The organism is Pseudoduganella sp. R-32, from assembly GCF_049913245.1.
In the GTDB taxonomy this organism is placed as follows: Bacteria; Pseudomonadota; Gammaproteobacteria; order Burkholderiales; family Burkholderiaceae_D; genus Rugamonas.
Genome location: NZ_CP183987.1, coordinates 1562726 through 1588641, shown reverse-complemented (window position 1 = coordinate 1588641; position 25916 = coordinate 1562726). Strand labels below are relative to the sequence as shown.

The window sequence follows — 25916 nt, the reverse complement described above, 5'->3', positions numbered from 1 at the left end:
TATTGAAAAAGCACAGGGATTATAAATGGACATTTCCGAACTTCTCGCATTCTCCTTCAAGCAAAAGGCATCCGACTTGCACCTGTCGGCAGGCTTGCCACCGATGATCCGCGTGCACGGCGACGTGCGCCGCATCAACCTGCCTCCGCTCGAGCACAAGGACGTGCACGGCATGATCTATGACATCATGAACGACGGCCAGCGCAAGGCATACGAAGAGATGCTGGAATGCGACTTTTCGTTCGCCATTCCGGGCCTGGCGCGTTTCCGCGTCAACGCCTACAACCAGGAGCGCGGCGCCGCCGCCGTGCTGCGTACCATTCCTTCCAAGGTCCTGACGCTGGAAGAACTGAACGCACCGAAGATTTTCGCCGATTTCGCCATGAAGCCGCGCGGCCTGGTGCTGGTGACCGGCCCGACCGGCTCCGGCAAGTCGACCACGCTGGCAGCGATGATCAACCACCTCAACGAAAACGAGTACGGCCACATCCTGACCATCGAGGACCCGATCGAATTCGTGCACGAATCGAAGAAGTGCCTGATCAACCAGCGCGAAGTGGGCCCGCATACGCTGTCGTTCAACAACGCGCTGCGCTCGGCGCTGCGGGAAGACCCGGACGCGATCCTGGTGGGCGAGCTGCGCGACCTGGAAACCATCCGCCTGGCGCTGTCGGCGGCGGAAACCGGCCACCTGGTGTTCGGCACCCTGCACACCTCCTCGGCCGCGAAAACCATCGACCGTATCATCGACGTGTTCCCGGCCGAAGAAAAGGAAATGGTGCGCGCCATGTTGTCGGAGTCGCTGCAGGCGGTCATTTCGCAAACCCTGCTCAAGACCAAGGACGGCTCCGGCCGCGTCGCCGCGCACGAAATCATGATCGGCACCCCGGCAATCCGCAACCTGATCCGCGAAGCCAAGATCGCGCAGATGTACTCCTCGATCCAGACCGGCAACAACGTTGGCATGCAGACGCTGGACCAGAACCTGACGGACCTGATCCGTCGCAACATGATCTCCCCGGCAGCAGCACGCTCGGCGGCCAAGATCCCAGATAACTTCCCAGGCTAACCATGGAACGCGACCAGGCTTCAAAATTCATGTTCGACTTGCTGCGCCTGATGGTCAGCAAGAAGGGCTCCGACTTATTCATTACCGCCGGCTTCCCGCCGGCCATCAAGATCGACGGCAAGATGACGCCCGTGTCGGCGCAGGCGCTGACGCCGGCCCACACCTCCGACCTGGCCCGTTCGATCATGAACGACAAGCAGACCGCTTCTTTCGAACTGACCAAGGAAGCCAACTTCGCGATCAGCCCCGGCGACCTGGGGCGCTTCCGTGTCTCGGCCTTCGTGCAAATGAGCGCGGTCGGCATGGTGCTGCGTACCATTAACAGCTCGATCCCGCAATTCGACGAACTGGGCCTGCCGCCCATCCTGAAGGACGTGATCATGTCCAAGCGCGGCCTGGTGATCATGGTCGGCGCGACCGGTTCCGGTAAGTCGACCACGCTGGCGGCCATGGTGGGCCACCGCAACGAAAACAGCTACGGCCACATCATCACCATTGAAGACCCGGTCGAGTTCGTGCACCCGCACCGCAACTGCATCATCACCCAGCGCGAAGTGGGGGTCGATACCGAGGACTGGGAAGTGGCGCTGAAGAACACCCTGCGCCAGGCGCCGGACGTGATCCAGATCGGCGAGATCCGCGACCGCCAGACCATGGACCACGCGATCGCTTTCGCCGAAACCGGCCACCTGTGCCTGGCCACCCTGCACGCCAACAGCTCCAACCAGGCGCTGGACCGTATCATCAACTTCTTCCCCGAAGAGCGCCGCCAGCAGCTGCTGATGGACTTGTCGCTGAACCTGAAGGGCATGATTTCGCAGCGCCTGATTCCGAAAAAGGATGCCAAGGGCCGCGCCGTGGCGGTGGAAATCATGCTGAACTCCCCGCTGATCGCGGACCTGATCTTCAAGGGCCAGGTGCACGAGATCAAGGAGCTGATGAAGCGCTCGCGCGAACTTGGCATGCAAACCTTCGACCAGGCGCTGTTCGACCTGTACGAAGCGGGCCAGATCACCTATGAAGATGCGCTGCGCAACGCGGACTCGGTCAACGACCTGCGCCTGGCCATCAAGCTGGAATCGAAGGAAGCGAGGAACCGCGACCTGGCCGCCGGCACCGAGCACCTGGGGATCGTCTGATGAGCACTGTTTACGACTTCAGCGCCGACAGCCTGTCAGGCCAGCAGGTGGACCTGAAACAGTACCAGGGCAAGGTGCTGCTGATCGTGAACACGGCCAGCAAATGCGGCTTCACGCCGCAGTACCAGGGGCTGGAGGAACTGCACAAGCAGTTCGCCGGCCAGCCCTTCGAAGTGCTGGGCTTCCCCTGCAACCAGTTCGGCCAGCAGGAGCCTGGCGGCGCCGACGAAATCGGCGCCTTCTGCGAGAAGAACTATGGCGTCACTTTCCCGGTGTTCGCCAAAATCGACGTCAACGGCGACAACGCGCACCCGCTGTACCAGCACCTGAAAAAGAATGCGCCGGGCATCCTCGGCACGGAAGGCATCAAGTGGAACTTCACCAAATTCCTGGTGCGCAAGGACGGCAGCATCCATGACCGTTATGCGCCGACCACCAAGCCTGCCGACCTGGCAGACGAGATCAGGAAGCTGATAGCGCAGTAAGGAGGAAGCGCCGCCATGGGCGAGATCAAGCACTACTTGATCCAGCTGTTTTCGCCGCCAGCTGACCCGGCGCTACTCACCTACGGGATCTACACTCCCTCGCTTGTCATCCTGTCGCTGCTGGTGGCGAGTTTTTCCTCCGCCATGGGCCTGCAGATGGCCGGCCAGGCGGCACGCAGCAGCAAGCGCACGCTGCGCCTGGCCGCCCTGGCGACCGGCAGCTTTGCGCTCGGCAGCGGGGTGTGGGCCATGCACTTCATCGGCATGCTGGCCTTTAACCTGTGCACGCCGGTTTCCTACGATCCTTCCACCACCCTGCTGTCGATGCTGCCCAGCATCGCCGCTTCCACCGTCGCCCTGTCGCTGCTTGGCCGTCATCGTATCGGCGTGCGCAGCCTGCTGGTGGGCGGCGTACTGGTCGGCGCGGGCATCGGCGCCATGCACTACACGGGCATGGCGGCCATGCGCTCGGCGCTGCAGCTGCGCTATGACCCGTGGATGTTCGGGCTGTCCATCGTGGTCGCCATCGCGCTGGCGACCTTGGCGCTGTGGGTGCGCTTTGGCTTGCAGGGCTCGCAGGGCCTGCGCCGCCGGCTGGGGGAAAACGGAACCGTCGCCGTGGCTGGCGTCATCATGGGCTGCGCCATCTCCGGCATGCACTATACCGGCATGGCTGCGGCGCGCTTCGTCGGCCGCGTGCCGCTCGACCCGGCCAGCGGCATCGCGAATGCAGGCTTTCTGGCGCTGGCGGTGACCCTGACCACCGCGCTGCTGACGGCGCTGGTGGTGTTCGCCAACGGCATGCTGCGCTACCGCGCATTGTTCCACCACGTGAGCGACCTGGAACAGGCGCTGCGCGCCAGCGAAGAGCAACTGCGTTCGCTGGTCGCCAACATCCCCGGCATCACCTTCCGCTGCCGCAATGCGCCAGGCTGGCCGCTGGTATTCGTCAGCGACGCCATCGAAAGCATGACCGGCTACCCCGCCTCCGACTTCCTCGGCGATCCGCCCCGGCGCCTGTTCGGGGAACTGGTGCATCCGGACGACTGGCCGGGCGTGCAGCAAGGCTGCCGCAGCGCGGTCGAACAGCGCCGCGCGTTCACGCTGGAATACCGCATCATCCACCGCGACGGCAGCATCCACTGGTTCTGGGGCAACGGCAACGTGGTGCTCGGCCCGGACGGCGAAGTCGAACTGCTGGACGGCGTGGTGCTCGACATCAGCAACCGGCGCCTGATGGAGCAGGACCTGCGCATTGCCAAGGAGCGCGCCGAGCAGGCAGCGGCGGCACGAGCCGCTTTCCTGGCCAATATGAGCCACGAGATCCGCACCCCGATGAACTCCATCCTTGGCTTCACCGACGTGCTGCTGCATGGCGAATTGAGCGCCGTGCAGCGGCGCCACCTCGACACGGTGCGCAATGCCGGCCGTTCGCTGCTGCGCCTGTTGAACGCCATCCTCGATACCGCCAAGCTGGACAAGGGCGCGGTGGAACTCGAACTGCATGATTTCAGCCTGCTGGCCCTGGCCGACGAACTCTCTTCCAGCATGGGCAATGCGGCCAAGGCCAAGGGCCTGGCGATGTCGCTGCACTACGACCCGGCACTGCCGAACTGGATCCACGGCGATGAACTGCGCGTGCGGCAAGTGCTGACCAACCTGCTGGACAACGCCGTCAAGTTCACCAGCCAGGGCAGCGTGTCGCTGGCCGTCAACGCCGAGCGCGAAGGCGAGCGGCGCCTGGTGCATTTCGCCGTCAGCGATACCGGCATCGGCATTGCGCCCGACCGCATGGCTGCCATCTTCGAGCCCTTCGTGCAGGCCGACGCTTCGATGAACCGCCGCTTCGGCGGCACCGGCCTGGGCACCACCATCTGCAAGCAACTGGTGGAGCTGATGGGCGGACGCCTGTGGGCCGACAGCACGCCGGGCGCGGGCAGCACCTTCCACGTGCTGCTGCCGCTGCTGGCGGCGCGCGACGAAGCCGTGCGCAGCGCGGCAGCGCCCACCTTGCTGCCGCCGATGCATCTCCTGGCTGCCGACGACGTGCCGCAGAACCTGGAGGTGCTGATGCTGTTGCTGGCAAAGCTGGGCCATACCGTGACCGGCGCCAGCGACGGCGCCATGGCTGCGCAACTGGCGTCCGAAGCGCAGTTCGATGCGATCCTGATGGACGTGCAGATGCCCGGCATGGACGGCCTGGAGGCCACACGCCGCATCCGCGCCGACGAAGCGGCCATGGGCCGCAAGCGCACCCCGGTTATCGCCATGACGGCCAGCGTGCTGGAACGCGACCGCGACGCCACGCGGGAGGCCGGGATGGACGGCTTCACCACCAAGCCGGTGGACGTGGCCGTGCTGACGCAGGAGCTGGCGCGCGTGCTTGGCATGCCGTCCGGCGCGCCGCAACTGGCGCCAGCGGCCAGCCCGGCGCACGGCATGGTGCTGAATGCGGACAAGGGCCTGGCACGCTGGGCCGGGCAGCGCGAAGCCTACCAGCGCGCGCTGCAGCGCTTCGCGCAAGACTATGAGAGCGCGCAGCGGGAACTCGGGTCCGCAATTGCTGCCGGCCAGCACGCAGCCTGCGCAGCCCTGGCACACCGCCTGCGTGGCGCCGCCGCCAACCTTGGCATGGAACAATTGGCGGATGCGCTGTGGCGGCTGGAGACCGGCCTGCAGGCGCAGGACGGCCGTGCCGGGCTGCCGGCCTTGCTGGAACAGGCGACGCAGTGCCTGACGGACGCCCTGGCCGCCGTGTGGGCGCGGGACGATGCCGGCGACCCGCTTGCGCAGTCCGCGACGCCGGCGTCGCCGCTCGACCTGGAGCAGGTGCAGGCGATGGGCAAGGCCATGCTGCAGTCGCTGGAGCGCGGCTGCTTCGAGCAGCAGGAACTGGCCGCGCTGGCCCATGTGCTGCGCGGCTGCGTCGCCGAAGCACACCTGCAGGCCCTGCAGCGCGCGCTGGACGACTTCGACTTCCCGGCCGCCCGCGACGCCGTGCAAGCGCTGCTCGACGAGTGCCTGGACACGCAAAGGAATACGCCATGACCCGACAAGCCACCGTGCTTGCCGTCGACGACGAATCGACCAACCTGCAACTGCTGCGCCAGATCCTGCAGGACAGCTACCGGCTGCTGTTTGCCAAGGATGGCGCGCGCGCCATCGAGCTGGCGGTCAACGAAAAACCCGACCTGATCCTGCTTGACGTGATGATGCCCGAAATGACGGGCTACGACGTTTGCCGGGTACTGAAGGCCAACCCCGCCACTGCCAATATCCCCGTGATCTTCGTCACCGCGCTGACCGATTCGAACGACGAAGTGGACGGCTTCGAAGCGGGCGCGGTGGACTTCATCAGCAAGCCGCTCAGTCCCGCCGTGGTCAAGGTCCGCGTCAAGCTGCACCTGTCGATGGTGCGCATGGAGGAGCTGCGCGCCAGCCGCCTGGCCATCGTACAGCGGCTTGGCCTGGCAGCCGAATACAAGGACAACGAGACCGGCCTGCACGTGATTCGCATGAGCCATTATGCCCGCCTGCTCGGCACCGCCGCCGGCCTCGACGAGCAGGACGCGGATGACCTGTTCATTTCCGCCCCCATGCACGATATCGGCAAGATCGGCATCCCCGACAGCATCCTGCAAAAACCTGCCCGCCTGACGCCGGAAGAATACCTGGTCATGCAAACCCACCCCGGCATCGGCGCCCACATCATCGGCCAGCACGAGGGCGGCATGCTGGCCATGGCGCACGACGTGGCGCTGTGCCATCATGAAAAATGGGACGGCAGCGGCTATCCCAATCGCCTGGCCGGCGAGGACATCCCGCTGGCGGGCCGCATCGTGGCGGTAGCCGACGTCTTCGATGCGCTGACGTCCGTGCGCCCTTATAAGGCAGCCTGGAAGCTGGAGGATGCCTGCGCCTGGATGAAGGACCAGCGCGGCCGGCATTTCGAGCCGCGGCTGGTGGACCTGTTCCTCGACCAGTTGCCCGAGGTGACGCGCATCATGGACAAGTGGGCCGAGCGCTGAAGCTAGCCGTGCAAGGCGCGGTCGAGCAGTTCGATCCAGTGCTCGACCGGCGTTTGCGTGCCGGACTGCAGGTGCCCGATGCAGCCGATATTGGCCGAGACGATCCGTTCGGCGCCGGTGCCGGCCAGGCTGGCAAGCTTGCGGTCGCGCAGCTGCAGCGACAATTCCGGCTGCAGCAGCGAATAGGTGCCGGCTGAACCGCAGCACAAGTGCGCATCGCGGCACATCCTTACCTCGACGCCCAGCGCGCGCAACAGCCCCTCGACCTTGCCGCGGATCTGCTGGCCGTGCTGCAGCGTGCAGGGAGGGTGCCACGCGACCGGCGCGCCGGCAGTGCGGGCGCCTGCGCGTTGCACCAGTTCGGCCTCGAACGCCGGCAGGATTTCACTCAGGTCCCGCGTCATTTCCGAAATGCGCGCCGCCTTGGCGGCATAGACGTTGTCGTGCGCCAGCAGATGGCCGTATTCCTTGACCGTGACGCCGCAGCCGGAAGCGGTCATCACAATCGCCTCCACCTGCTCCTGCGCCACGTATGGCCACCACGCGTCGATATTGCGCCGCATGTCGTCGAGCGCCGCATCCTGGTCGTTCAGGTGAAAGCGCAGCGCCCCGCAACAGCCGGCGCCGGGTGCAGCAAGCAACTGCACGCCCAGGGCATCCAGCACGCGCGCAGCGGCCGCATTGATGTTCGGCGCCAGGCCGGGCTGCACGCAGCCATCGAGCACCAGCATCTTGCGAGTGTGCGTGCGCGCCGGCCACGCGCTCGCGGGACTGCGCGCTGGCAGCTTGTCCTGCAACGGCTTGCCCAGCAAAGGCTTGAGCAGCTGCCCCGCGCGCAGGGCCGGCTCGAACAGCCAGCGGCGCGGCAAAGCTTCCTTCAGCACATAGCGCCGGATGCGGTCCGGCAGCTTGCGCGGCACGCGCTGCTCAACCACCTTGCGGCCGATGTCGGCAAGGCGCCCATACCTGACGCCGGAAGGACAGGTGCTTTCGCAATTGCGGCAAGTCAGGCAGCGGTCCAGGTGAAGCTGGGTGCTGGCCGTCACCGGCGCACCCTCCAGCACCTGCTTGATCAGGTAGATGCGGCCGCGCGGCCCATCCAGTTCGTCGCCCAACAGCTGGTATGTCGGGCAGGTCGCAGTACAAAAGCCGCAATGGACGCAGGCGCGCAGGATCTCTTCCGCTTCGTCGCCGTCCGGCGTGCCCTTGATGAAATCTGCGAGGTTCGTTTGCATATCAGTACATGCGGCCGCAATTGAAAATGCCCGCCGGGTCGAAGGCGGCCTTCAGTCGTTCGTGGATGCGCGCGATCGCCGGCGCCAGCGGATGGAAAGCGCCAACCCCTGCGCCAAGATCTTCGCTCTCGACCCGGTAACGCGTAGCGTGTCCTCCGGCCGCAGCCGCGACGCGCCGAATGTCTTCGGCGCCGCCGTGGTCGACGCGCAGCCAGCGCTGCGCCCCGCCCCACTCGATCAACTGTTCGCCGCGCATCACCAGCGCGCTGGCGGCGCTTGGCACGGACAGCCGCCACAGCTCCGCCGCTCCCGCCTCTGCGCTCGCGAAAAAATCGCCGCGCTGGTCGCGCAAGGCGCTCCAGAACGCGCTGCCATCGGCCAGCGCCTCGCCGCCCATGCCGGCCTGCGCCGCCCTGACTGCCGCCTGGGCTCCCGACAGGCGCACGGTCAGCACCCCGCCATGCCAGCAGGTCGCCGACACCGGCAACGGCCGCCCGGCCCACTCATTCATCATGCGCAGCGCCTTGATTTCGTCCACCTCGAAGCGGATGGTCGCCTCGCAGAAAGGCACGGGCAGCACCTTCAAGGACACCTGGGTAACCAGGCCCAGCGTCCCCAGCGAACCGGCCAGCAGCCGCGATACGTCATAGCCGGCCACATTCTTCATTACCTGGCCGCCGAAGGACAACAGTTCGCCGCGGCCATCCATCAGCTGCGCGCCCAGCACGAAGTCGCGCAAGGCGCCTGCTGTGGCGCGGCGCGGGCCGGACAGGCCGCTGGCCACCACGCCGCCGATGGTCGACCCGGCGCCGAAGCGCGGCGGCTCGAAGGCCAGCATCTGTCCATGCTGCGCCAGCAAGGCTTCGATGTCGGCCAGCGGCGTGCCGCAGCGTGCCGTGACCACCAGCTCGGTCGGCTCGTATTCGACGACGCCGGCATAGGCGCGGGTATCGAAGACATCGCCGACCACGTTCTGCCCATACCAGTCCTTGGTGCCGCCGCCGCGCAGCATCAGCCGCGTGCCATCGGCGCTGGCAGCCTGGATGCGGGCGCGGAACTGTTCGAGCATCGCATCCATCTCAGAACCTCGGCAATCCGGCATGCGGCAAACGGCCTGCACGCACATGCATCTTGCCGAACTCCGCACAGCGGTTCAGCGTTGGAATCGCCTTGTTCGGATTCAGCAGCGTCAAAGTATCGAACGCCCGCTTCACCGCAAGGAAGGCCACCAGTTCGGCATCGCTGAACTGGGCGCACATGGAGTCGATCTTCTCAATCCCCACGCCATGCTCGCCGGTGATGGTGCCGCCCACTTCCACGCACAGCGCCAGGATCTCGGCGCCGAAAGCTTCGGCGCGATGCAGCTCGTCGGGCTGGTTGGCATCGAACAGGATCAGCGGGTGCAGGTTGCCGTCGCCCGCGTGAAACACGTTGGCGCAGCGCAGGCCGTACTTCGCTTCCATCTGCTCAATGCCAAGCAGCACGCGCGCAAGCTGCTTGCGCGGGATGGTGCCATCCATGCAGTAATAGTCGGGCGAAATGCGCCCTGCTGCCGGGAAGGCGTTCTTGCGGCCGGACCAGAATTTCAGGCGCTCCTGCTCGCTGCTCGAGACCAGTACCGCACTGGCGCCGGCCGCCTGCAGCACGGCCGTCATGCGGGCGATTTCCTCCTCGACCTCATCGACCGTGCCGTCGGCTTCGCACAGCAGGATGGCGGCGGCATCGGTATCGTAGCCGGCACGCACGAAGGGTTCGACCATGCGCGACGAAGTGCGGTCCATCATTTCCAGGCCGGCCGGGATGATGCCGGCCGCGATCACGTCAGCCACTGCGCTGCAGCTTGCGCCAACCTCGTCGAAGGAAGCCATGATGACGCGCGCACTGGCGGGCTTGGGCACCAGCCTGACGGTGACCTCGGTGACGATGCCCAGCATGCCCTCGGAGCCGACAAAGGCGGCCAGCAGGTCCAGGCCCGGCGCGTCGAGGGACTCGCCGCCCAGCTCCACCACATCGCCCTCGATGGTTGCCATGCGCACGCGCAGCACGTTGTGCACGGTGAGGCCGTACTTCAGGCAGTGCACGCCGCCAGAATTCTCCGCCACGTTGCCGCCGATGGTGCAGGCGATCTGCGAGGAAGGATCGGGCGCATAGTACAGGCCGTATGGTTCGGCCGCTTCGGAGATGGCGAGGTTGCGCACGCCCGGCTGCACGACTGCCGTGCGTGAAAAGGCGTCCATGCGCACGATCTGGTTCATGCGTGCGGTGGACAGCACCAGGCCGTCGGCAATCGGCATGGCGCCGCCGGACAGGCCGGTACCCGCGCCGCGCGGCACGATCGGCACATTGAATTCGCGGCAGACCTGCAGGACGGCCAGCACCTGCGCTTCGTCAGCCGGCAAGGCAACCGCCATGGGAAGCTGGCGATACGCCGACAGGCCATCGCACTCATAGGGACGCGTGTCTTCCGCTTCCGACAGCACGCTCGATGGCGGCAGGGCCGCGCGCAGGGCGGCAACAAAGGCTGTGCTGTTTTTCATTGATCCATTGTAAGTTCAAATCCTGCAAGCACGCGGAATTCCCCTCCCAACCAATGGTAATTTGTCGTATCCTGCCACCGTTAACGACAATTTGAGGCTGCAATGGGTAATCGACTCTCGAAAATCGCCACCCGCACCGGCGACAAAGGCACCACCGGCCTGGGCGACGGCTCCCGCGTGGACAAGGACAATGTGCGCATCCAGGCCATCGGCGAAGTGGATGAGCTGAACTCCAACCTCGGCGTGCTGCTGGCCGAAGCGCTGCCGGACGAGATGCGCGAGGAACTGGTCTCGATCCAGCACGACCTGTTCGACCTGGGTGGAGAGCTGTGCATTCCGGGCTACCAGATGATCAAGGAAGAACACGTCGAGCGCCTGGATGCGCTGCTGGCCAAGTACAACGCCACGCTGCCGGCGCTGACGGAATTCATCCTGCCGGCCGGTTCGCGCGCCGCGGCGCTGTCGCACGTGTGCCGCACCGTATGCCGCCGCGCCGAGCGCGCCATCGTCACGCTGGGCAAGAGCGAAACCATCCACGACTTCCCGCGCCAGTACGTCAACCGCCTGTCGGACCTGATGTTCGTGCTGGCGCGTGTGCTGAACCGCTTTGCAGGCGGCAGCGACGTGCTGTGGCACCACGACCGCAAGCGCGGTTAAAAGCCGGCCTGCGCGGCAAAGCGCTGCTGCAGGTAGTCGAGCATGAGCCGCACCCGGTGCGGCAGGTAGCGGCGGCTGGGGTAGAGCAGGTGCAGTTCCTGCGCCGGCCCCCGCCAGCCGCGCAGCACCCGGCGCAGCTTGCGCTGGGCCAGCAAGTCATGCACCAGCCATTCCGGGCACAAGCCGATCCCTCCGCCAGCAGCGAGCGTATCGCGGATTGCCAGCGCATTGTTGACGCGGTAACGGCCGTGCGTGGCGACTGTCACATTTTGCTCCCCATCCGATAATTCGAGCGTGTCCCCGCTGCTCAACCAGGCGAAGCGGATGTATTCGTGCTCGCCCAGTTGAGCGGGCGTTTGCGGCGTGCCGTGCGTCTTCAGGTAGGACGGCGCGGCCACCAGCTGGCGCGGCGAAGCCCCGATGCGGCGCGCGATCACGTTCGGCGGCAAGTCGCTGCCGAGACGCACCGCGATGTCCACGCCCTCTTCCACCAGGTCCGCCATGCGGTCGTTCAGGATCAGTTCAACTTCAATGGCGGGGTATTGCCGCAGGAAGTCCTGCACATAGGCGTTGAGGCAGAACTGCCCCAGGGCCACCGGTGCATTGATGCGCAGCAGGCCGCTGGCGGCAGCCGTCTCGCCGCGCACGTCGGCTACCGCGTCGGCATATTCTTCCAGCACGCCGCGGGCGCGTTCGTAAAAGCGGCGGCCGGGCACGGTCGGCGACAGGCTGGCGGTGCTGCGTTCGAGCAGCCGCACGCCAAGGTCGGCCTCCAGCGCCGCGACGACCTTGCTGATATTCGATTGCGTGGTGTGCTGCTCGCGGGCGACGGCCGAAAGACTGCCCAGTTCAACGGCACGCACGAAGCATTCGAGGGAGCGTAAAGTGTCCATCCATCATTCCTTTTTGGACTTAACTATAGTCCATTTTCGCGACTACCAGTCGGCATCGGAATAAGGGAGCATGGCCCCATCCGAACTTGACTGGAGAATCCACATGAAACGCCTTGCTTTTACCCTGGCTGCCTTGCTGGCCGCAACAGCCGTCCATGCAGCCGAATGGCGCACCAGCTGGTACGCTGCGCCGATGCCGGCCTGGGGCGCCGAATTCGCCTTGCCCACCATGATGCCGCCGTCGCTGGAGGCGCAGACAGTGCGCGAGGTCGTTCGCACCAGCGTCGGCGGCGAGCAGGTTCGCGTCAGCTATTCCAATCGCTATGGCAGCGCGCCGCTCGTGGTCGGCGAAGTGCGGCTGGCGCCGACCCGCGGCGAACCGTCGCGCGCGGCTACGTCGCAGCAGGATGGCGCAGGCGTGCAACTGACCTTTGGCGGCCAGCGCAGCGTGACAATTGCACCGGGACAGACGGTCACCAGCGACGCGGCCCCGCTGGCGGTCGGCGCCCGCCAGCGCCTGTCAATTTCCACCTGGCTGCCGCAACGCTCTCCGCTCACGACTTTCCACTGGGGGGCGCAGCAAACGGCCTTTGCGGCGCCCGGCAACTGGGCCGCTGCCGCCGAGCTGCCGGGTGCGCAAGCGCTGGCTGGCCGCACCTTCCTGAGTGCCTTGCAAGTCTCCGGCCCAGCGCGACGCACCGTCGTCGCTCTCGGAGATTCAATCACCGACGGCAACGGCTCCACACCCGACCGCAACCTCCGCTGGCCCGACCAGCTGGCCGAGCGCGCCGAGGGCGTCGCCGTGGTCAATGCCGGCATTTCCGGGGCGCGGCTGCTGGCGGATGGCATGGGCGAAAAGGCGGCTGCGCGCGTCGAGCGGGATGTGCTGTCGCAACCAGGCGTGGACACGGTGATCGTCCTGCTGGGCATCAACGACATCGGCTGGCCTGGCAGCGCATTCGCCCCGAACGAGCCGCCAGTCACGGCCGGCGCCATGATTGCCGGCTACCGCAAGCTGATCGCCGCCGCACGCGCCCGGCAAGTGCGCATCGTCGGCGGCACGCTGCTGCCCTTCGAAGACGCCCTGCAAGGCACGCCCTACGCCGGCCACTACTCGCCCGCCAAGGACCGCGTGCGCCGCGAAGTCAATGAGTGGATCCGCCACAGCGGTGAATTCGACGCCATCATCGATTTCGACCACCTGCTGCAAGACCCTGCACACCCATCCCGCCTGCGCCCCGAATTCGACTCTGGCGACCACCTGCACCCCAGCGACGCTGGCTATGCCGAAATGGCACGCGCCGCTGCTTTAATCGCCCAGCAAGCGCGACATGCCTTTGGCAAGGCTCAGGCGGGTGGCGCCACTGGGGTGGCTGGCGAGCACGGTTGAGGCGGTGGAATCGGCGGCAAGCTTGCGGTAAAAGGTCAGCATGTCCGCGCATGGCCAGCCCGCGCGATAGGCGATCAGCATGCCAAGCTGGTCAGCCTCCCGCTCCTGGATCGCGGCGAGTTTGGACAGGCGAAATTGCAGGGGCACGTCAGAGGCCAACCGCTCCAGAACCACATCGAGCGGCAAATCGCGCCGGCTGTCGAGCAAGGCCTCCGACAGGGTTTCGCGCTCGTGTTCTGCGACGACGTGGGCAATTTCATGCGCAAGCAGGACCGCCAGTTCGCCATCATTCAGCCGAAGGCGTTCGACAAACAGGCTGCCGACCAACAATTTTCCGCCGGCCTGGCTTTCGGCTTCCACAGCCGGATCGTCGGTAACGTGGACTTCCCACGACCATCCCGCAGCAGCGGGCCTTAGCGCGCTGGCTGCGCGCACCAGTCCATCGGCGATGCCCTTCACGCGCAGCAGCAGGACCTTGTCGCGGTCAAGCCGGCCAGCCGCAGCCAGCGACACCGTCTGCTCGATATACTGGCTCTCCGCCTGTTGCTCGACTTCTTCGGCGGAAAAACGCAATTCCTGCCAGCGGCCGGATTCGGGAACCTGCGCCATGGCTTGCGAGGCCAAGACCAGCAGTGCGAGCAGGAGATAGCGCATTTCGCTCCCACGATTGGAATAAACTATTTATACCAATTTAGGCGACACTCACCGCAGGCACAAGATTTGACGGAATTTTGCTAGACTGCGCAGATGCGAAAATTTCAACAATATGTTTTTGCCATCGCAGTCGCGTTTGCGGCCGGTGGCGCTGCGGCCCAGGAGACGCCTCCAAGCGTCGAGGTACAGGGCGTAAAGAATCCGGACATGAAGTCCTACCGCGCCGTCGTGGCCGGCCTCGATGCATTCGAGGAGCACCACGCGCTGGCGCCATCGGTGCCGGAGCTGCGCTTCCGGCTGACTGGGCGCGAGGGCCAGGAGCAGCTTGCCGGCGATGCACTCTACCTGCGCATTGTCGGCAACGGCGAACCGATCCCGGTCCCCATCGCCCAAGACGGCACCTTCGCCGTGCCACGCGTGCAATCGGCAATCGATGACGATGCAGACCTGATACTGAACCGCAAGAAAGGCGTGCTGAAAGGCTACCCCGATATCCGCACGCCAGGCTTGCCGGAAAACGTCCGTCGCCTGGGCGACCTGCGCCTGGAATGCCAGGTGATGATCGCCATCGCCAAGAAGGAAATGGGCCTGATGATGAAGCTGTTCGTCAACACTGTCGCCATGACGACCAACTGGTGCGACATGAGCTTTGACAAGAAGAAGATCAGGTTCGCCTTCCGCAGCCTGCGCCCGCTTGAAAGCGCCGAAATCACCGACGGCGAGCGCCGCGAACAGATCGACACCGGCGACTTCAGCTTTCGCTCGCCGATCGGCGAAAGCGATTGGTCGAACGAAGCCCGCATCGAGCTGCGTTACGCGCCGGAGTTGACGCCTGAAGAAAAAGCCAACCCCTGGCTGCAAACGCTTTTCGTGACCGGCTCCATGAGCGACTGGGCTTCGCGCAATCCGCTGCGCAGGGTTGAGGAAGGCATCTACGCCGCAGAACTGGACCTGGACAAGGGCTCACATTCATTCAAGGTCGGCACGCGCGGCCTGGCCGCAATCAGCCTTGGCGCGCCGGCGCCGGAACAGCAGCTGGCGGACGGTGTAGCCGTGCCGCTGGCCAAACAGGGCAAGCGCCTGCACCTGAAAGTGGAAAGCGCCGGCCGCTACGCCTTCATGCTTGATGCACGCGACAAGGAAGCCCCAACGCTGCGCGTGGCACGCCTGCCCTAAGGCGCGGCGCGCCGGATCGAGGCATCCAGCGCTGCCGGGTTGAACCCGTGCAGCACCTCGGGGTCAATCACCAATAGGCACTCAGCGCCCGCCAAGCTGGCTGAACTCCGGAGCCCGGCCAGCATCCCTCGCCTCTTGCCGTCCCTTGCAGGCTGTGCGTGATCAGCCGTTGTTGACCACCAGGCGCGGTTCGTCGCCGAAACGTCCCTTGATCGAGGCCGCGATGCCGGCCGCATCCAGGCCCACCAGCGCCAGCAGCTTGGCCGGGTCGCCGTGGTCGATGAACTTGTCCGGCAGGCCGAGCATCTGGAGCGGCTTGATGATGCCTTCGGCCGCCAGGGCTTCGGCCACGGCGGCGCCTGCGCCGCCCATGATGCAGCCCTCTTCCACCGTCACCAGGACATCGTGGTCGGCCGCCAGTTGCTTGACAAGTTCCACGTCCAGCGGCTTCACGAAGCGCATATTGGCCACGGTGGCGTTCAGCAGTTCGGCCGCGCCCATGGCCGGGGCCACCATCGAACCAAAAGCCAGGATCGCGATCTTCTGGCCCTTGCGGCGGATTTCGCCTTTACCGATCGGCAGCGTTGTCAGTTCCTGGACAATGGTCGCGCCGATGCCGACGCCGCGCGGATAACGCACGGCCGCAGGACCAGGATGCTGGTAAGCGGTCGTCAGCATCTGGCGGCATTCGTTCTCGTCGGACGGCGCCATCACCACCATGTTCGGGATGCAGCGCAGGTAGGCCAGGTCGTAATTGCCGGCGTGGGTGGCGCCGTCGGCGCCCACCAGGCCCGCGCGGTCCAGCGCAAAGGTCACGTCGAGGTCTTGCAGCGCCACGTCGTGGATCAGTTGGTCGTAGGCGCGCTGCAGGAAGGTCGAGTAGATCGCCACCACCGGCTTCAAGCCTTCGCAGGCCAGGCCGGCGCCGAAGGTCACCGAATGCTGCTCGGCGATGCCGACGTCGAAGTAGCGGTCCGGGTGCTCTTTCTCGTAGCGCACCATGCCCGAGCCCTCGCGCATGGCCGGCGTAATCGCCACCAGGCGCTTGTCGGCCTTGGCCATGTCGCACAGCCAGTCGCCGAACACTTCGGTATAGGTTTTCTTGGAAGGCGCCAGCGCAGGCTTGATGCCTTCGGCCGGATTGAACTTGCCGGTACCGTGGTACAGGATAGGCTCGGCCTCGGCCAGCTTGTAGCCCTGGCCCTTGCGGGTCACCACGTGCAGGAACTGCGGACCCTTGAGCTGCTTGATGTTCTGCAGCGTCGGGATCAGCGAATCGAGGTCATGGCCGTCGATCGGGCCGATGTAGTTGAATCCCAGCTCTTCGAACATGGTGGCTGGAACCACCATGCCTTTTGCGTGTTCTTCCAGGCGCTTGGCCACTTCCAGCAGCGGGCCTGGCAGCACGGACTTGCCGACGTTCTTGGCTGCTGCATAGAACTGGCCCGACATCAGGCGCGCCAGGTAGCGGTTCAGTGCACCGACCGGGGGCGAGATCGACATGTCGTTGTCGTTCAGGATCACCAGCAGGTTGCAGTCCTTTTCCACGCCGGCGTTGTTCAGCGCTTCGAACGCCATGCCCGCGGTCATCGAGCCGTCGCCGATCACGGCGATCGCGTGGCGGTGCTCGCCCTTGATCTTGGCGCCCAGGGCCATGCCCAGCGCGGCGGAAATTGAGGTCGAGGAGTGCGCGGTGCCGAAGGTGTCGTATTCCGATTCCACGCGGCGCGGGAAGCCGGAAATGCCGTTCAACTGGCGCAGCGTATGGAACTGGTCGCGGCGGCCGGTCAGGATCTTGTGCGAATAGGTCTGGTGGCCCACGTCCCACACGATGCGGTCCTGCGGCGTGTTGAACACGTAGTGCAGCGCGACGGTCAGTTCCACCGTGCCCAGGTTGGAGGACAGGTGGCCGCCGGTCTTGGACACGGAATCGAGCAGGAAGCTGCGCAGTTCTTCGGCCAGCGGCGTAAGCTGGTGGCGAGCCAGCTTGCGCAGGTCGGCCGGGTTATTGATGGTTTCAAGCAGTTTCATTTTAAGCTTTCCTCTGCACGATCAGGTCTGCGAGTTCACGCAGGCGCAGAGCTTGTTCTCCGAACGGCGCCAGCGCAGCGTGCGCATCCTGCCGCAGTTTTTCCGCCAGGGCGATCGATGGTTCCAGGCCGAGGATGGATACGTAAGTCGGCTTGTTGTCCGCCGCATCCTTGCCTGCCGTCTTGCCCAGCGTGACCGAATCGGCCGTCGCGTCGAGCACATCGTCCACCACCTGGAAGGCCAGGCCGATGGCGCGCGAATAATCGTGCAGGGCCGCCAGCTCGGCATCCGTCAAGTCCTTCCCAGCCATCGCGCCCAGCACGACCGAGGCACGCAACAGCGCGCCGGTCTTCAGCTGGTGCATGCGCTCGAGCTGTTCCAGCGTCAGGCTGACGCCCACGCTATCGAGGTCGATGGCCTGGCCGCCGCACATGCCGGCCGAACCGGCGGCATCGGCCAGCAGGCGCAGCATGCCGACCAGGCGTTGCGGCGGCACCGATTCGACGCCGGCCAGCACGCCGAAGGCTTGCGCCTGCAGCGCATCGCCCACCAGCAGCGCGGTGGCTTCGTCATAAGCCACGTGCACGGTCGGCTTGCCGCGGCGCAGCGCGTCGTCGTCCATGCAGGGCATGTCGTCATGCACCAGCGAATACGCGTGGATCATTTCCAAGGCGGCGGCGGCGCGGCTCAGGGCCTGTGCATCGGCGCCAGACAAGGCGCCGGCAGCATGCACCAGCAGCGGACGCACGCGCTTGCCGCCATCGAGCACGGCATAGCGCATGGCGGCATGCAGCTTGGTTGGAACTACATCTTCGGCAGGCAGGTAGGACGACAAGTCCTGCTCCATGCCGGCCTGGATGGTCTTCATCCAGTCCTGGAACGATGCGCTCATTGGGCTGCCTCCTCGCCTTCGGCGAAAGGCTTGAGCATATCGCCTTCGAGCACCTTGACCTGGGCTTCGACCTTGTCGAGCTGGCCGGCGCAGAACTTCACCAGTTCGGAGCCGCGCGCATAGGCGGCCACCGAAGCTTCCAGCGGCAGTTGGCCGGCTTCCATCTGGCTGACCAGCTGGGCCAGTTCGGCCATCGCTTCCTCAAAGGTGGCGGGCGCATTCATTTTCTTGGTCATAAAGCTATATAACACTAGTGTAGCCCGCTATTTTAGAACAAACTCCTGTATCCGGTCTAAAAAGCGGCCTCTAAACAGGCGGAAACGTTGCAATTACATTCACGCCGCCTGCGGGGCGCTCCACCCCAGAAAGTTCAGCGAAGATAGCCTATTCCGCGCTATAATCTCCGGTTCTGTCCGAAATACCGTTTTTATAATCTGAATTCAGGTCTTTACGGATCTTTCTCTTCTTGGTTTGATATTTAATTAAGGGGGGTTTGGATGTCCGATCTGGGTAGCCACGCCAAGCTGGCGCGTTCGAACGCGCAACTTCCGGTCAACGTCTATTTTGACGAAACGCTGCTGCAGCGTGAAATGCAGGAACTGTTCAAGAAAGGCCCGCGCTACGTCGGCCACGAGCTGATGGTGCCGAATATCGGCGACTTTGCCACGCTGGCGGCTGAAAATGAAGGCCGCATGCTGGTCCGCAATGCCAACGGCATCGAACTGCTGTCCAACGTCTGCCGCCACCGCCAGGCGCTGATGTTCAATGGCCGCGGCAATGCCGACACCATCGTCTGCCCGCTGCACCGCTGGACCTACGACCTGAAGGGCGAGCTGATTGGCGCGCCGCACTTCCCGGACACCCCGTGCCTGAACCTGCCGAAAGCCAGGCTTCAGAACTGGAACGGCCTGCTGTTCGAGCAGAACGGCTACGACGTGATGGACAAGCTGGGCGCCCTGTCGGTCACGAAGGACCTGGATTTCAGCGGCTACATGCTGGACCACGTGGAAGTGCACCACTGCGACTACAACTGGAAGACCTTCATCGAGGTCTACCTGGAGGACTACCACGTCGAGCCGTTCCACCCGGGCCTGGGCAGCTTCGTCACCTGCGACGACCTGCGCTGGGAATTCGGCCAGGACTACAGCGTGCAGACCGTGGGCGTGAACCGGGGCCTGAAGAAGTCCGGCTCCGACACCTACCAGAAATGGCACGAGCAGCTGCTCAAGTTCCGCAACGGCGAACCGCCGAAGCACGGCGCGATCTGGCTCACCCTGTACCCGAACATCATGGTCGAATGGTACCCGCACGTGCTGGTGGTATCGACCCTGTGGCCGGAAGGCCCGAACCGCACCCGCAACGTGGTGGAGTTCTACTATCCGGAAGAAATCGTGCTGTTCGAACGCGAATTCATCGAAGCCGAACGCGCAGCCTACATGGAAACCTGCGTCGAGGACGATGAAATCGGCGCCCGCATGGACGCCGGCCGCAAGATCCTCATGGAACGCGGCGAAAACGACGCCGGCCCTTACCAATCGCCGATGGAAGACGGCATGCAGCACTTCCATGAATGGTACCGGAGCAAACTGGACATCTGATGCAATCACTCTGGATGTTAGTTGCCAGTTTCCTGTTCGCCGCCATGGGGGTGTGCGTGAAACTGGCGTCCGACGAATTCAGCGTATCCGAAATGGTGATGTACCGCGGAGTGATCGGCATGATCATCCTGTTCACCATGCTGCGCCTGCAAGGCGGCACCCTCAAGACCACCATGCCGCTGGCCCACCTCTGGCGCGGCGCAGTCGGCGTGCTCTCCCTCTGGATCTGGTACTACACCATCGCCAAGCTCCCCCTGGCCACGGCCATGACGCTTAATTACATGGCGCCGATCTGGATCGCCGTGTGGCTGTTCGCGCATGGCTGGTGGCACCAGAAAAACCGCGTCGAATGGCCGCTGATCATGGCGGTCGGCATGAGCTTTGTCGGCGTCACCTGCCTGCTGCAGCCGGCCTTTGACGCCAACCAGCTGGGCCCGGCCCTGATGGCGCTCGGCTCCTCCGTGCTGTCGGCCATGGCCTATATGCAGGTGCGCAAGCTGGGCCTGGCGGGCGAACCCGAATCGCGCGTGGTGTTCTTCTTCAGCGTGACCAACCTCTTCGCCGGTTTCAGCGGACACCTGCTGGAAAGCGGCTGGCACTGGCACCCGCTGGACAACTCGCGCAGCATCCTGCTGATACTGGGCGTGGGGCTGTGCGCCACCGCCGCGCAAGTGGCAATGACGCGCGCCTACCGCCTCGGCAAGACGCTGGTGGTAGCCAACCTGCAGTACACCGGGATTGTGTTCTCCAGCATCTGGGGCGTCCTGCTGTTCAGCGACAGCTTCGGCTGGTTAAGCTGGGTAGGCATGGCGATCATCCTGCTGTCCGGCGTGGCCGCGACGTTCTACAACACACGCAGCACGGATCGCGGCAAGGCCATTTCCGAAACCGACCCGATTGCCAGTGAAGTCTGAGCAGGCGGCCCCACGCGCTGTCATGCGCGGAGCTAAGCTGCTATAGTCGCCAGCATTGCCAGCGACACTGAAGGAAACTGCATGCATACCACCCTGATTGACGCCAACACCCTTGCGCAGCACCTGGACGACCCGCAATGGATCATCCTCGACTGCCGCCACGACCTGATGAATCCCGCTTTCGGCCGCGATGCCTTTGCCAAAGGCCACATCCAGAACGCCCAATTCGCCAATATCGACACCGACCTGTCGGGCCCCAAGAAGGACGCCGAAGGCGTGTTCCGCGGCCGCCATCCGCTGCCGGAACGCGCAGCGCTGCTGGAAACCCTGCGCCGCTGGGGCATCAACGACGACACGCAAGTCGTCGCCTACGATGCACACGGCGGCATGTACGCAGCGCGCCTGTGGTGGCTGCTGCGCTGGGTCGGGCATGGCGCGGTAGCGGTGCTCGACGGCGGCCTGGCAGCGTGGAGCGCCGCCGGCCAGCCCCTGGTGACGACGATCACCGAGCGCCCGCGCGGCAAGCTCGCCGACCAGGCAACGCTGGTGCGCACGGCAACGGTCGGCGAGCTGCTTGAAAATCTCGACACGAAACGCCTGCAAGTCGTCGACGCCCGCGCCAACGACCGCTTCCGCGGCGAGAACGAAACGATCGACCCGGTAGGCGGCCATATCCCCGGCGCGCGCAACCGCTTCTTCAAGGACAACCTGCAAGCCGACGGCCGCTTCAAAGAGCCCGCAGTGCTGAAACAGGAACTGCAGCAGATAGTCGGCGCGCCGGCCAGCGCCGTGATGCAATGCGGCTCCGGCGTCACCGCCTGCCACAACCTGCTCGCACTGGAAATCGCCGGCCTGCCAGGTGCCGCGCTGTACCCCGGCTCCTGGTCCGAATGGTGCGCCGACAGCACCCGTCCCGTCGCCACCGGCCCCGCCTGAAATCCCACGGCCCAGCCCGTGTCACACCATGGGGTCACACCCCGACAGTGACACGGCCTCATCTGCGTGAACAGCCGAGCCCGTGTCACACTTGGGGTGTGACCCCAGGGTGTGACACGGGCTCGAGCGTAGCGTTAGTCGCCGCCTCCGCCGCAGCTGCTGCCACAACTGCTGCCGCAGCTGCTGCCTCCGCTGTCGCAACTGGAACTTGAGGCATCGCTGCAGTCGACCGAACTGCCGCAGCCGGAGCCGCAACTGCTGCCGCTGCTGTCACTGCTCGCAGCCTGCTGCCGGGCGCGTTGCTCGAAGTCGTTGAACTGTGCGGTCGTGATCAGGCCCGCTGTCAGCAAGCCGGCGGCAGCCATCTGCGGTTGGCAGTTGATGTTTGGGTCGAACCGGCCTCGTGCGTCGAGCTGGCTGTAACCCGGCTGTCCGTGCTTGACCGAGTAGCCATAGCCAAGCGGCATATTCAGCTTCTTGTCCAACAGGAAGAGCGACGGCAGCCGCGGTCCTTCGCGGTTCAGTCCTTCCGCATGGCGCGCCCTGACCAGGCAGACCGCCAGCGCTTCATCCAGGTTGCCGCCCATGGCAGAACCTTCCACATGCGGCACCACGCGACCAAAGTGCTTGCGGCAGAACGCTTCCAGCTTGAGCGGCGATAGGCGCAGCCAGGCATGCCAGACCGAGTCGGCGGCCTTCGAGGGCAAGGCGCATGGCGTCCTGCCCTGTGCGGCGCATTCGAAAAAGTCGAGCAGGCCAATCGCGGATCGGGCAAAAAAAACGGCATCCGTCGGGATGCCGTGGTATTCGAGACGTGCGCTGCTTTTCCAGTAATTGTACAGGCCGGGCGGTAGTTCCTTGAGGGCCTTGCCGTGCCGCGAGCGCTGCATGAGACGCTGGGCGTACCAGGTATTCAACATTGTCCAAATCATGATGCCAGCCTATGGAAAGATTGTGACAACTGTATTACAACGTGGCGTGCTTGCCGCAACAGCTCGCTTTTCGTTGGAAATTTGCATGGGAACGTGTGACTATGTTCTTGGGAGTTCGTCGGGGATAACGAACTTGTTGCGAGAGCAAAAATATGAAAATCAGAACAGAATTGGCGGCCGCGCAATTCGAGACCCAGGACATCGTCCAGATTGCCATGCGCATCAACGTGGAGGCGGGCAGCATTCATGCCTGGATCTTCCTGAAGCAGAATGGCTTCCGGGATGAAGAGATCATGAACTTGCTGCGTCACACCCCGTCATTGCGCGTCGTTCATTAGCAACTACTTTTTTTTTGCGGCTTCCTTACGGGCGCGTTCGAAAGAAGGCGTCCACAGAGGATGGCCTTTTTCGCCCGGGCTCAGGTCGAAGGACCTGTCCAGCTTGAAGGCTTTGGCGAACTGCTGGCGGCACAGCGTGGCGCGGTTGGTGACGCAGTAGCTGAAGGCGGTGTACTTGAGCGCTTCCACCTGCAGCGGCTTTTCCGCATTGGCCAGTTCCGGTCCGGTGAGCTGCTTGATCGCGCCGTTGAAATTGCCGGCCTTGTACATCTCGATGCCCGCGTTGAGCGCCTTGCGCGCATCGGGCACTTCAGGCTCCGCTGGCGGAGGGGGCGGGCTGGCCTTCTTGACCGGCGCCGGCGCCGCTTCCTTGGCCGTTGCAGGTGGGTGCGCCGGCTTGTCGTGCAGTGGCCCGAAGGATTCGCAGCCGGCCAGCACCAGCGCGGCCGCGATCAGGAAAATCTTATTCTTCATTGTGCAAAGTCATGCTTGATGGTGACCGGCTTCCTGGCGTCCACATTAACTTTCTGGACATAGGCTTGGAAGTTGGGGTTCTCGAGGCGCACTTCGTGCTCGCCCAGCGGCAGCGTCAGTTTCTTCAAAGGCGGTGTGATGCCTTTCTGGACGCCGTCGACGTAGATTGTAGCCCAGGGCTGCACAGCGATGCTGAGCGTGCCGGTAGTCGGCGCGGCAGCTTCTGCGCTCGCGGCTGCGGCGCCTGGCGCTGCGCCGGCCGATGCCGCCTGTGCCGCGACCGGCGCGGCGCCGGAGGTCGACGCTGCATTAGTGCTGCTGCCGGCAACTGCAAGCTGTGGCTCGGCAGGCGGCGTGCTGGCTGCGGCAATCGCGCTGGCCGATTCTGTGCCGGCCGATGCTGCGCTGGCCGGCGCTTCGCTGCCGGCACTGCCAGCGGCCGGCACCTGCGCGCTGGCTACTTCCGGCGCGGCCGGCTTGACCGGGCTGCCGTCGGCCAGCCACGAAATGCCGCCAACGAGCAAAGCCAGCACGACAAGGCCGCCAGCGATCATATTGTTTGACGGGCGCGAGCTGCGTGCGACCGGCATTGCCTGCCGGCCCGACTTGCTGCCCGATTTGCTGCTGGTCTTGTTGCGGCTCGAGCGCGAGCCGGAGTCGAACGGCGAACTGGCGCTCGGGCTTGAACTGGCGCTGGCTTCGCTTGCTGCCGGCCCGCCTTTCTCGGCATTGCGGGCCGAGCGCGAACGATGGCGGCGCGGCGCACTCTCTGGCGCTGCGCTGGCGTCGCCGGCGGCGCTGGCATTTGCGCCGTCGGCAGCGGCGTCGGCTGCTGCATTGCTGCCCTCGGCGGCGGGCGCCGCGGCCGGCGCAGCAGCGTCAAAACCAAGCAGCGAGGAAAATTCGGCGATCGATTGCGGCCGGATCTCCGGACGCACGGCCATGCCGCGGTCGATCGCTTCCAGGAACTGGTTGCTGTAGCCTTCGCGCCCGCTGATCGCCAGCGGCTCGATCGGGTCATTCAGCATGCGCGCCACCGCTGCCGGCGGCGCCTTGCCGGTGATGGCGGCGTACATTACGGCCGACAGAGAATAGATATCGGTCCACGGGCCCTGGCGCATCGATTCGTCATCGGCATACTGTTCGACCGGCGCAAAGCCCGGCTTCAGGATCACGGTCAGCGACTGTGCCATGTCCTGCACGATCTGGCGCGCCGCGCCGAAGTCGAGCAGCACCGGCTGGCCATCCGGCTGGATCATGATGTTTTCCGGCGAAACGTCGCGGTGCAGGATCTTGGCCGCATACAGCGCTTCCAGCGCGCCCAGCACCGGCTGCAGCAGTCGCTTGAGCCAGGCTTCGTTCACCAGCTCCGGATTGTCGCGAATCACCGCCTTGAAAGTGCTCCCTTCGTAATAGCGCATGGCCATGTAGGCCGTGCCATTCGATTCCCAGAAGCGGTACACCTTGACCAGCGCCGGGTGGTCGAATTGCGCCAGCAAGCGCGCTTCGTTGATGAAGCTGCGCAAGCCGGCCTCGAATGCTTCCGCATGGCGCTTGGAGCGCACCGTCACCGTGTGATCGTTGGCGCGCGCGGCCAACGCCGACGGCATGTATTCCTTGATGGCCACCGTGCGTTGCAGCGAGTGGTCGAAGGCGAGGTAGACGATGCCGAAACCGCCTTCACCGATCACTTCGCGGATCTCGAATTCCGCGACGCGGGTGCCGATTGGCAGGCTGTTAGGCAGTTCGACTGCTTTGTTCATGGAGCTTCACCGATAAAAATTGCCTGCGCGCTGAAATTATCGCGGGCCTTGTGCACCAGGCCCGCGCGCTCGTCGGCCAGGGTGCAGATGGCGGACAGCCATTCCTGCGCGCTGCCCGCTTTCGCCAGCAACAACTCCATCTGCGGCTCGGCGACCCATTCCCACAGGCCGTCGGTGCAGATCAGGATCGCGTCGCCCGCGCGCAGCGCCATCGGCGGCATCACGGACGGCTGCACTTCGTTCTCAGTGCCAATGGCAGCATACAGCACATTGCGCTTGGGATGGCTGCGCGGGTCGGCGCCGGCGGCCAGGCCGGCGTCGATCATCTGCTGCACCATGCTGTGGTCGCGCGTGGCATGCAGCAGGCGCCCGCGGCGGAACAGGTAGATGCGGGTGTCGCCCATATGCGCCCACGTCGCCTGGGCGCCGGCACGATCGACCAGCGCCAGCGCCACCGTGGCGCTCATGCCCTGCAGCGCCGGGCGCTCCCTCTTGCTGCGGGCCACCGCAATAGCCGCTTCGGCCACCATGGCCGGCGTGGCGTCGGCGCTGAAGTCGGGCCGCGCGCCAAAGTTGGACAAAACCGCCTGCACCACGATCTGGGAGGCGATTTCGCCTCCCTCATGGCCGCCCGCGCCGTCGGAGACCACGAAGCACACCAGTTCACCGCGCTCGGCACGGCCAATGGCATCCTGGTTGGATGCACGTCCGCCGACGGAGGAAACCTCCGCGACGCTGAGCGCAATGCGCTGGGGCATATCGGCCATGGCTGACT

Annotated in this window: 24 protein-coding genes; 12 read left to right on the top strand and 12 right to left on the bottom strand. The window is 65.0% G+C overall.

What is annotated here, in order from left to right; translation table 11 throughout:
* The first annotated feature begins 25 nt into the window (after positions 1 to 25).
* Genes ACN9MU_RS07475 through ACN9MU_RS07455 form a run of 5 tightly spaced genes read left to right on the top strand, consistent with a single transcriptional unit; the run spans position 26 to position 6721 of the window.
* Entirely contained in the window at positions 26 to 1069 is a 1044-nt protein-coding gene (locus ACN9MU_RS07475; protein WP_426169131.1) for a type IV pilus twitching motility protein PilT, read from the top strand.
* A 2-nt stretch (positions 1070 to 1071) separates the two neighbouring features.
* Complete coding sequence (locus tag ACN9MU_RS07470) at positions 1072 to 2208, top strand: PilT/PilU family type 4a pilus ATPase (RefSeq protein WP_426169129.1); 1137 nt, start codon at positions 1072 to 1074, stop codon at positions 2206 to 2208.
* The gene (locus ACN9MU_RS07465; RefSeq protein WP_426169126.1) at positions 2208 to 2693 is read left to right on the top strand and encodes a glutathione peroxidase; all 486 of its coding nucleotides are present in this window, start codon (positions 2208 to 2210) and stop codon (positions 2691 to 2693) included. The genes ACN9MU_RS07470 and ACN9MU_RS07465 overlap by 1 nt, the downstream gene beginning before the upstream one ends.
* Positions 2694 to 2708: 15 nt before the next feature.
* The gene (locus tag ACN9MU_RS07460) at positions 2709 to 5741 is read left to right on the top strand and encodes an MHYT domain-containing protein (RefSeq protein ID WP_426344375.1); all 3033 of its coding nucleotides are present in this window, start codon (positions 2709 to 2711) and stop codon (positions 5739 to 5741) included.
* On the top strand, positions 5738 to 6721 hold the full coding sequence (locus tag ACN9MU_RS07455; RefSeq protein WP_426344374.1) for an HD domain-containing phosphohydrolase: 984 nt from the start codon (positions 5738 to 5740) through the stop codon (positions 6719 to 6721). The genes ACN9MU_RS07460 and ACN9MU_RS07455 overlap by 4 nt, the downstream gene beginning before the upstream one ends.
* Positions 6722 to 6723: 2 nt before the next feature.
* Here ACN9MU_RS07455 and glcF read toward each other — a convergent pair whose 3' ends face one another.
* Genes glcF through ACN9MU_RS07440 form a run of 3 tightly spaced genes read right to left on the bottom strand, consistent with a single transcriptional unit; the run spans position 6724 to position 10493 of the window.
* Positions 6724 to 7956 (bottom strand): glycolate oxidase subunit GlcF, encoded by a 1233-nt coding sequence (gene glcF, locus ACN9MU_RS07450; protein ID WP_426344373.1) that lies wholly within the window; start codon positions 7954 to 7956, stop codon positions 6724 to 6726.
* Between the two features lies 1 nt (position 7957).
* Positions 7958 to 9034, bottom strand: coding sequence for a glycolate oxidase subunit GlcE (gene glcE / locus ACN9MU_RS07445; RefSeq protein ID WP_426344372.1), 1077 nt, complete (start codon positions 9032 to 9034; stop codon positions 7958 to 7960).
* A 1-nt stretch (position 9035) separates the two neighbouring features.
* On the bottom strand, positions 9036 to 10493 hold the full coding sequence (locus tag ACN9MU_RS07440) for an FAD-linked oxidase C-terminal domain-containing protein (RefSeq protein ID WP_426344371.1): 1458 nt from the start codon (positions 10491 to 10493) through the stop codon (positions 9036 to 9038).
* A gap of 102 nt (positions 10494 to 10595) precedes the next feature.
* On the opposite strand from ACN9MU_RS07440, the gene ACN9MU_RS07435 reads away from it, so the two are divergent.
* Positions 10596 to 11150, top strand: a complete 555-nt coding sequence (locus ACN9MU_RS07435; RefSeq protein ID WP_426344370.1) for a cob(I)yrinic acid a,c-diamide adenosyltransferase — start codon at positions 10596 to 10598, stop codon at positions 11148 to 11150.
* On the opposite strand, the gene ACN9MU_RS07430 is transcribed toward ACN9MU_RS07435, so the two are convergent.
* Positions 11147 to 12043, bottom strand: coding sequence for a LysR family transcriptional regulator (locus ACN9MU_RS07430; protein WP_426344369.1), 897 nt, complete (start codon positions 12041 to 12043; stop codon positions 11147 to 11149). The two genes, ACN9MU_RS07435 and ACN9MU_RS07430, sit on opposite strands and share 4 nt — an antisense overlap.
* 103 nt (positions 12044 to 12146) lie before the next feature.
* Here ACN9MU_RS07430 and ACN9MU_RS07425 point away from each other — a divergent pair, with 103 nt between their 5' ends.
* Positions 12147 to 13433: an SGNH/GDSL hydrolase family protein gene (locus ACN9MU_RS07425; protein WP_426344368.1), complete on the top strand. Its 1287-nt coding sequence runs from the start codon at positions 12147 to 12149 to the stop codon at positions 13431 to 13433.
* Here ACN9MU_RS07425 and ACN9MU_RS07420 read toward each other — a convergent pair.
* Entirely contained in the window at positions 13353 to 14087 is a 735-nt protein-coding gene (locus ACN9MU_RS07420; protein ID WP_426344367.1) for a M48 family metalloprotease, read from the bottom strand. The genes ACN9MU_RS07425 and ACN9MU_RS07420 overlap by 81 nt on opposite strands.
* Before the next feature lie 93 nt (positions 14088 to 14180).
* Here ACN9MU_RS07420 and ACN9MU_RS07415 point away from each other — a divergent pair, with 93 nt between their 5' ends.
* Positions 14181 to 15263, top strand: a complete 1083-nt coding sequence (locus tag ACN9MU_RS07415; protein WP_426344366.1) for a hypothetical protein — start codon at positions 14181 to 14183, stop codon at positions 15261 to 15263.
* A gap of 162 nt (positions 15264 to 15425) precedes the next feature.
* On the opposite strand, the gene dxs is transcribed toward ACN9MU_RS07415, so the two are convergent.
* Genes dxs through ACN9MU_RS07400 form a run of 3 tightly spaced genes read right to left on the bottom strand, consistent with a single transcriptional unit; the run spans position 15426 to position 18422 of the window.
* Positions 15426 to 17294 carry a 1-deoxy-D-xylulose-5-phosphate synthase gene (gene dxs / locus ACN9MU_RS07410; protein WP_426321419.1) on the bottom strand — a complete coding sequence of 623 codons (1869 nt, stop codon included), beginning with the start codon at positions 17292 to 17294 and terminating at the stop codon, positions 15426 to 15428.
* A gap of 1 nt (position 17295) precedes the next feature.
* Entirely contained in the window at positions 17296 to 18186 is an 891-nt protein-coding gene (locus tag ACN9MU_RS07405; RefSeq protein WP_426344365.1) for a polyprenyl synthetase family protein, read from the bottom strand.
* Positions 18183 to 18422, bottom strand: coding sequence for an exodeoxyribonuclease VII small subunit (locus ACN9MU_RS07400; RefSeq protein WP_130315456.1), 240 nt, complete (start codon positions 18420 to 18422; stop codon positions 18183 to 18185). The genes ACN9MU_RS07405 and ACN9MU_RS07400 overlap by 4 nt, the downstream gene beginning before the upstream one ends.
* A gap of 261 nt (positions 18423 to 18683) precedes the next feature.
* Between ACN9MU_RS07400 and ACN9MU_RS07395 the strand changes: the two genes are divergently transcribed.
* The 3 genes from ACN9MU_RS07395 (at position 18684) to ACN9MU_RS07385 (ending at position 21634) form a co-directional block, all read left to right on the top strand.
* Positions 18684 to 19784 carry an aromatic ring-hydroxylating oxygenase subunit alpha gene (locus tag ACN9MU_RS07395; RefSeq protein WP_426321413.1) on the top strand — a complete coding sequence of 367 codons (1101 nt, stop codon included), beginning with the start codon at positions 18684 to 18686 and terminating at the stop codon, positions 19782 to 19784.
* On the top strand, positions 19784 to 20698 hold the full coding sequence (locus ACN9MU_RS07390; protein ID WP_426321411.1) for a DMT family transporter: 915 nt from the start codon (positions 19784 to 19786) through the stop codon (positions 20696 to 20698). The genes ACN9MU_RS07395 and ACN9MU_RS07390 overlap by 1 nt, the downstream gene beginning before the upstream one ends.
* A gap of 81 nt (positions 20699 to 20779) precedes the next feature.
* The gene (locus tag ACN9MU_RS07385; RefSeq protein ID WP_426321409.1) at positions 20780 to 21634 is read left to right on the top strand and encodes a sulfurtransferase; all 855 of its coding nucleotides are present in this window, start codon (positions 20780 to 20782) and stop codon (positions 21632 to 21634) included.
* A 134-nt stretch (positions 21635 to 21768) separates the two neighbouring features.
* Here the strand turns inward: ACN9MU_RS07385 and ACN9MU_RS07380 are convergent, their stop codons facing one another.
* Positions 21769 to 22566: a hypothetical protein gene (locus tag ACN9MU_RS07380; protein ID WP_426344364.1), complete on the bottom strand. Its 798-nt coding sequence runs from the start codon at positions 22564 to 22566 to the stop codon at positions 21769 to 21771.
* Between the two features lie 152 nt (positions 22567 to 22718).
* On the opposite strand from ACN9MU_RS07380, the gene ACN9MU_RS07375 reads away from it, so the two are divergent.
* Positions 22719 to 22904 (top strand): hypothetical protein, encoded by a 186-nt coding sequence (locus ACN9MU_RS07375; protein ID WP_426169083.1) that lies wholly within the window; start codon positions 22719 to 22721, stop codon positions 22902 to 22904.
* A 3-nt stretch (positions 22905 to 22907) separates the two neighbouring features.
* Here ACN9MU_RS07375 and ACN9MU_RS07370 read toward each other — a convergent pair whose 3' ends face one another.
* Genes ACN9MU_RS07370 through ACN9MU_RS07360 form a run of 3 tightly spaced genes read right to left on the bottom strand, consistent with a single transcriptional unit; the run spans position 22908 to position 25908 of the window.
* Positions 22908 to 23378, bottom strand: coding sequence for a TssQ family T6SS-associated lipoprotein (locus tag ACN9MU_RS07370; RefSeq protein WP_426321405.1), 471 nt, complete (start codon positions 23376 to 23378; stop codon positions 22908 to 22910).
* Positions 23375 to 25141, bottom strand: coding sequence for a serine/threonine-protein kinase (locus ACN9MU_RS07365; protein ID WP_426344363.1), 1767 nt, complete (start codon positions 25139 to 25141; stop codon positions 23375 to 23377). The genes ACN9MU_RS07370 and ACN9MU_RS07365 overlap by 4 nt, the downstream gene beginning before the upstream one ends.
* Positions 25138 to 25908, bottom strand: coding sequence for a PP2C family protein-serine/threonine phosphatase (locus ACN9MU_RS07360; RefSeq protein WP_426169075.1), 771 nt, complete (start codon positions 25906 to 25908; stop codon positions 25138 to 25140). Before ACN9MU_RS07360 ends, ACN9MU_RS07365 begins: the two co-directional genes overlap by 4 nt.
* Positions 25909 to 25916 lie beyond the last annotated feature (8 nt).

What these genes read in the sequence shown, in the direction of transcription:
- ACN9MU_RS07475 (WP_426169131.1), top strand. Translation starts at nt 26, where the DNA reads ATGGACATTTCCGAACTTCTCGCATTCTCCTTCAAGCAAAAGGCATCC.
- ACN9MU_RS07470 (WP_426169129.1), top strand. Translation starts at nt 1,072, where the DNA reads ATGGAACGCGACCAGGCTTCAAAATTCATGTTCGACTTGCTGCGCCTG.
- ACN9MU_RS07465 (WP_426169126.1), top strand. Translation starts at nt 2,208, where the DNA reads ATGAGCACTGTTTACGACTTCAGCGCCGACAGCCTGTCAGGCCAGCAG.
- ACN9MU_RS07460 (WP_426344375.1), top strand. Translation starts at nt 2,709, where the DNA reads ATGGGCGAGATCAAGCACTACTTGATCCAGCTGTTTTCGCCGCCAGCT.
- ACN9MU_RS07455 (WP_426344374.1), top strand. Translation starts at nt 5,738, where the DNA reads ATGACCCGACAAGCCACCGTGCTTGCCGTCGACGACGAATCGACCAAC.
- glcF (WP_426344373.1), bottom strand. Translation starts at nt 7,956, where the DNA reads ATGCAAACGAACCTCGCAGATTTCATCAAGGGCACGCCGGACGGCGAC.
- glcE (WP_426344372.1), bottom strand. Translation starts at nt 9,034, where the DNA reads ATGGATGCGATGCTCGAACAGTTCCGCGCCCGCATCCAGGCTGCCAGC.
- ACN9MU_RS07440 (WP_426344371.1), bottom strand. Translation starts at nt 10,493, where the DNA reads ATGAAAAACAGCACAGCCTTTGTTGCCGCCCTGCGCGCGGCCCTGCCG.
- ACN9MU_RS07435 (WP_426344370.1), top strand. Translation starts at nt 10,596, where the DNA reads ATGGGTAATCGACTCTCGAAAATCGCCACCCGCACCGGCGACAAAGGC.
- ACN9MU_RS07430 (WP_426344369.1), bottom strand. Translation starts at nt 12,043, where the DNA reads ATGGACACTTTACGCTCCCTCGAATGCTTCGTGCGTGCCGTTGAACTG.
- ACN9MU_RS07425 (WP_426344368.1), top strand. Translation starts at nt 12,147, where the DNA reads ATGAAACGCCTTGCTTTTACCCTGGCTGCCTTGCTGGCCGCAACAGCC.
- ACN9MU_RS07420 (WP_426344367.1), bottom strand. Translation starts at nt 14,087, where the DNA reads ATGCGCTATCTCCTGCTCGCACTGCTGGTCTTGGCCTCGCAAGCCATG.
- ACN9MU_RS07415 (WP_426344366.1), top strand. Translation starts at nt 14,181, where the DNA reads ATGCGAAAATTTCAACAATATGTTTTTGCCATCGCAGTCGCGTTTGCG.
- dxs (WP_426321419.1), bottom strand. Translation starts at nt 17,294, where the DNA reads ATGAAACTGCTTGAAACCATCAATAACCCGGCCGACCTGCGCAAGCTG.
- ACN9MU_RS07405 (WP_426344365.1), bottom strand. Translation starts at nt 18,186, where the DNA reads ATGAGCGCATCGTTCCAGGACTGGATGAAGACCATCCAGGCCGGCATG.
- ACN9MU_RS07400 (WP_130315456.1), bottom strand. Translation starts at nt 18,422, where the DNA reads ATGACCAAGAAAATGAATGCGCCCGCCACCTTTGAGGAAGCGATGGCC.
- ACN9MU_RS07395 (WP_426321413.1), top strand. Translation starts at nt 18,684, where the DNA reads ATGTCCGATCTGGGTAGCCACGCCAAGCTGGCGCGTTCGAACGCGCAA.
- ACN9MU_RS07390 (WP_426321411.1), top strand. Translation starts at nt 19,784, where the DNA reads ATGCAATCACTCTGGATGTTAGTTGCCAGTTTCCTGTTCGCCGCCATG.
- ACN9MU_RS07385 (WP_426321409.1), top strand. Translation starts at nt 20,780, where the DNA reads ATGCATACCACCCTGATTGACGCCAACACCCTTGCGCAGCACCTGGAC.
- ACN9MU_RS07380 (WP_426344364.1), bottom strand. Translation starts at nt 22,566, where the DNA reads ATGATTTGGACAATGTTGAATACCTGGTACGCCCAGCGTCTCATGCAG.
- ACN9MU_RS07375 (WP_426169083.1), top strand. Translation starts at nt 22,719, where the DNA reads ATGAAAATCAGAACAGAATTGGCGGCCGCGCAATTCGAGACCCAGGAC.
- ACN9MU_RS07370 (WP_426321405.1), bottom strand. Translation starts at nt 23,378, where the DNA reads ATGAAGAATAAGATTTTCCTGATCGCGGCCGCGCTGGTGCTGGCCGGC.
- ACN9MU_RS07365 (WP_426344363.1), bottom strand. Translation starts at nt 25,141, where the DNA reads ATGAACAAAGCAGTCGAACTGCCTAACAGCCTGCCAATCGGCACCCGC.
- ACN9MU_RS07360 (WP_426169075.1), bottom strand. Translation starts at nt 25,908, where the DNA reads ATGGCCGATATGCCCCAGCGCATTGCGCTCAGCGTCGCGGAGGTTTCC.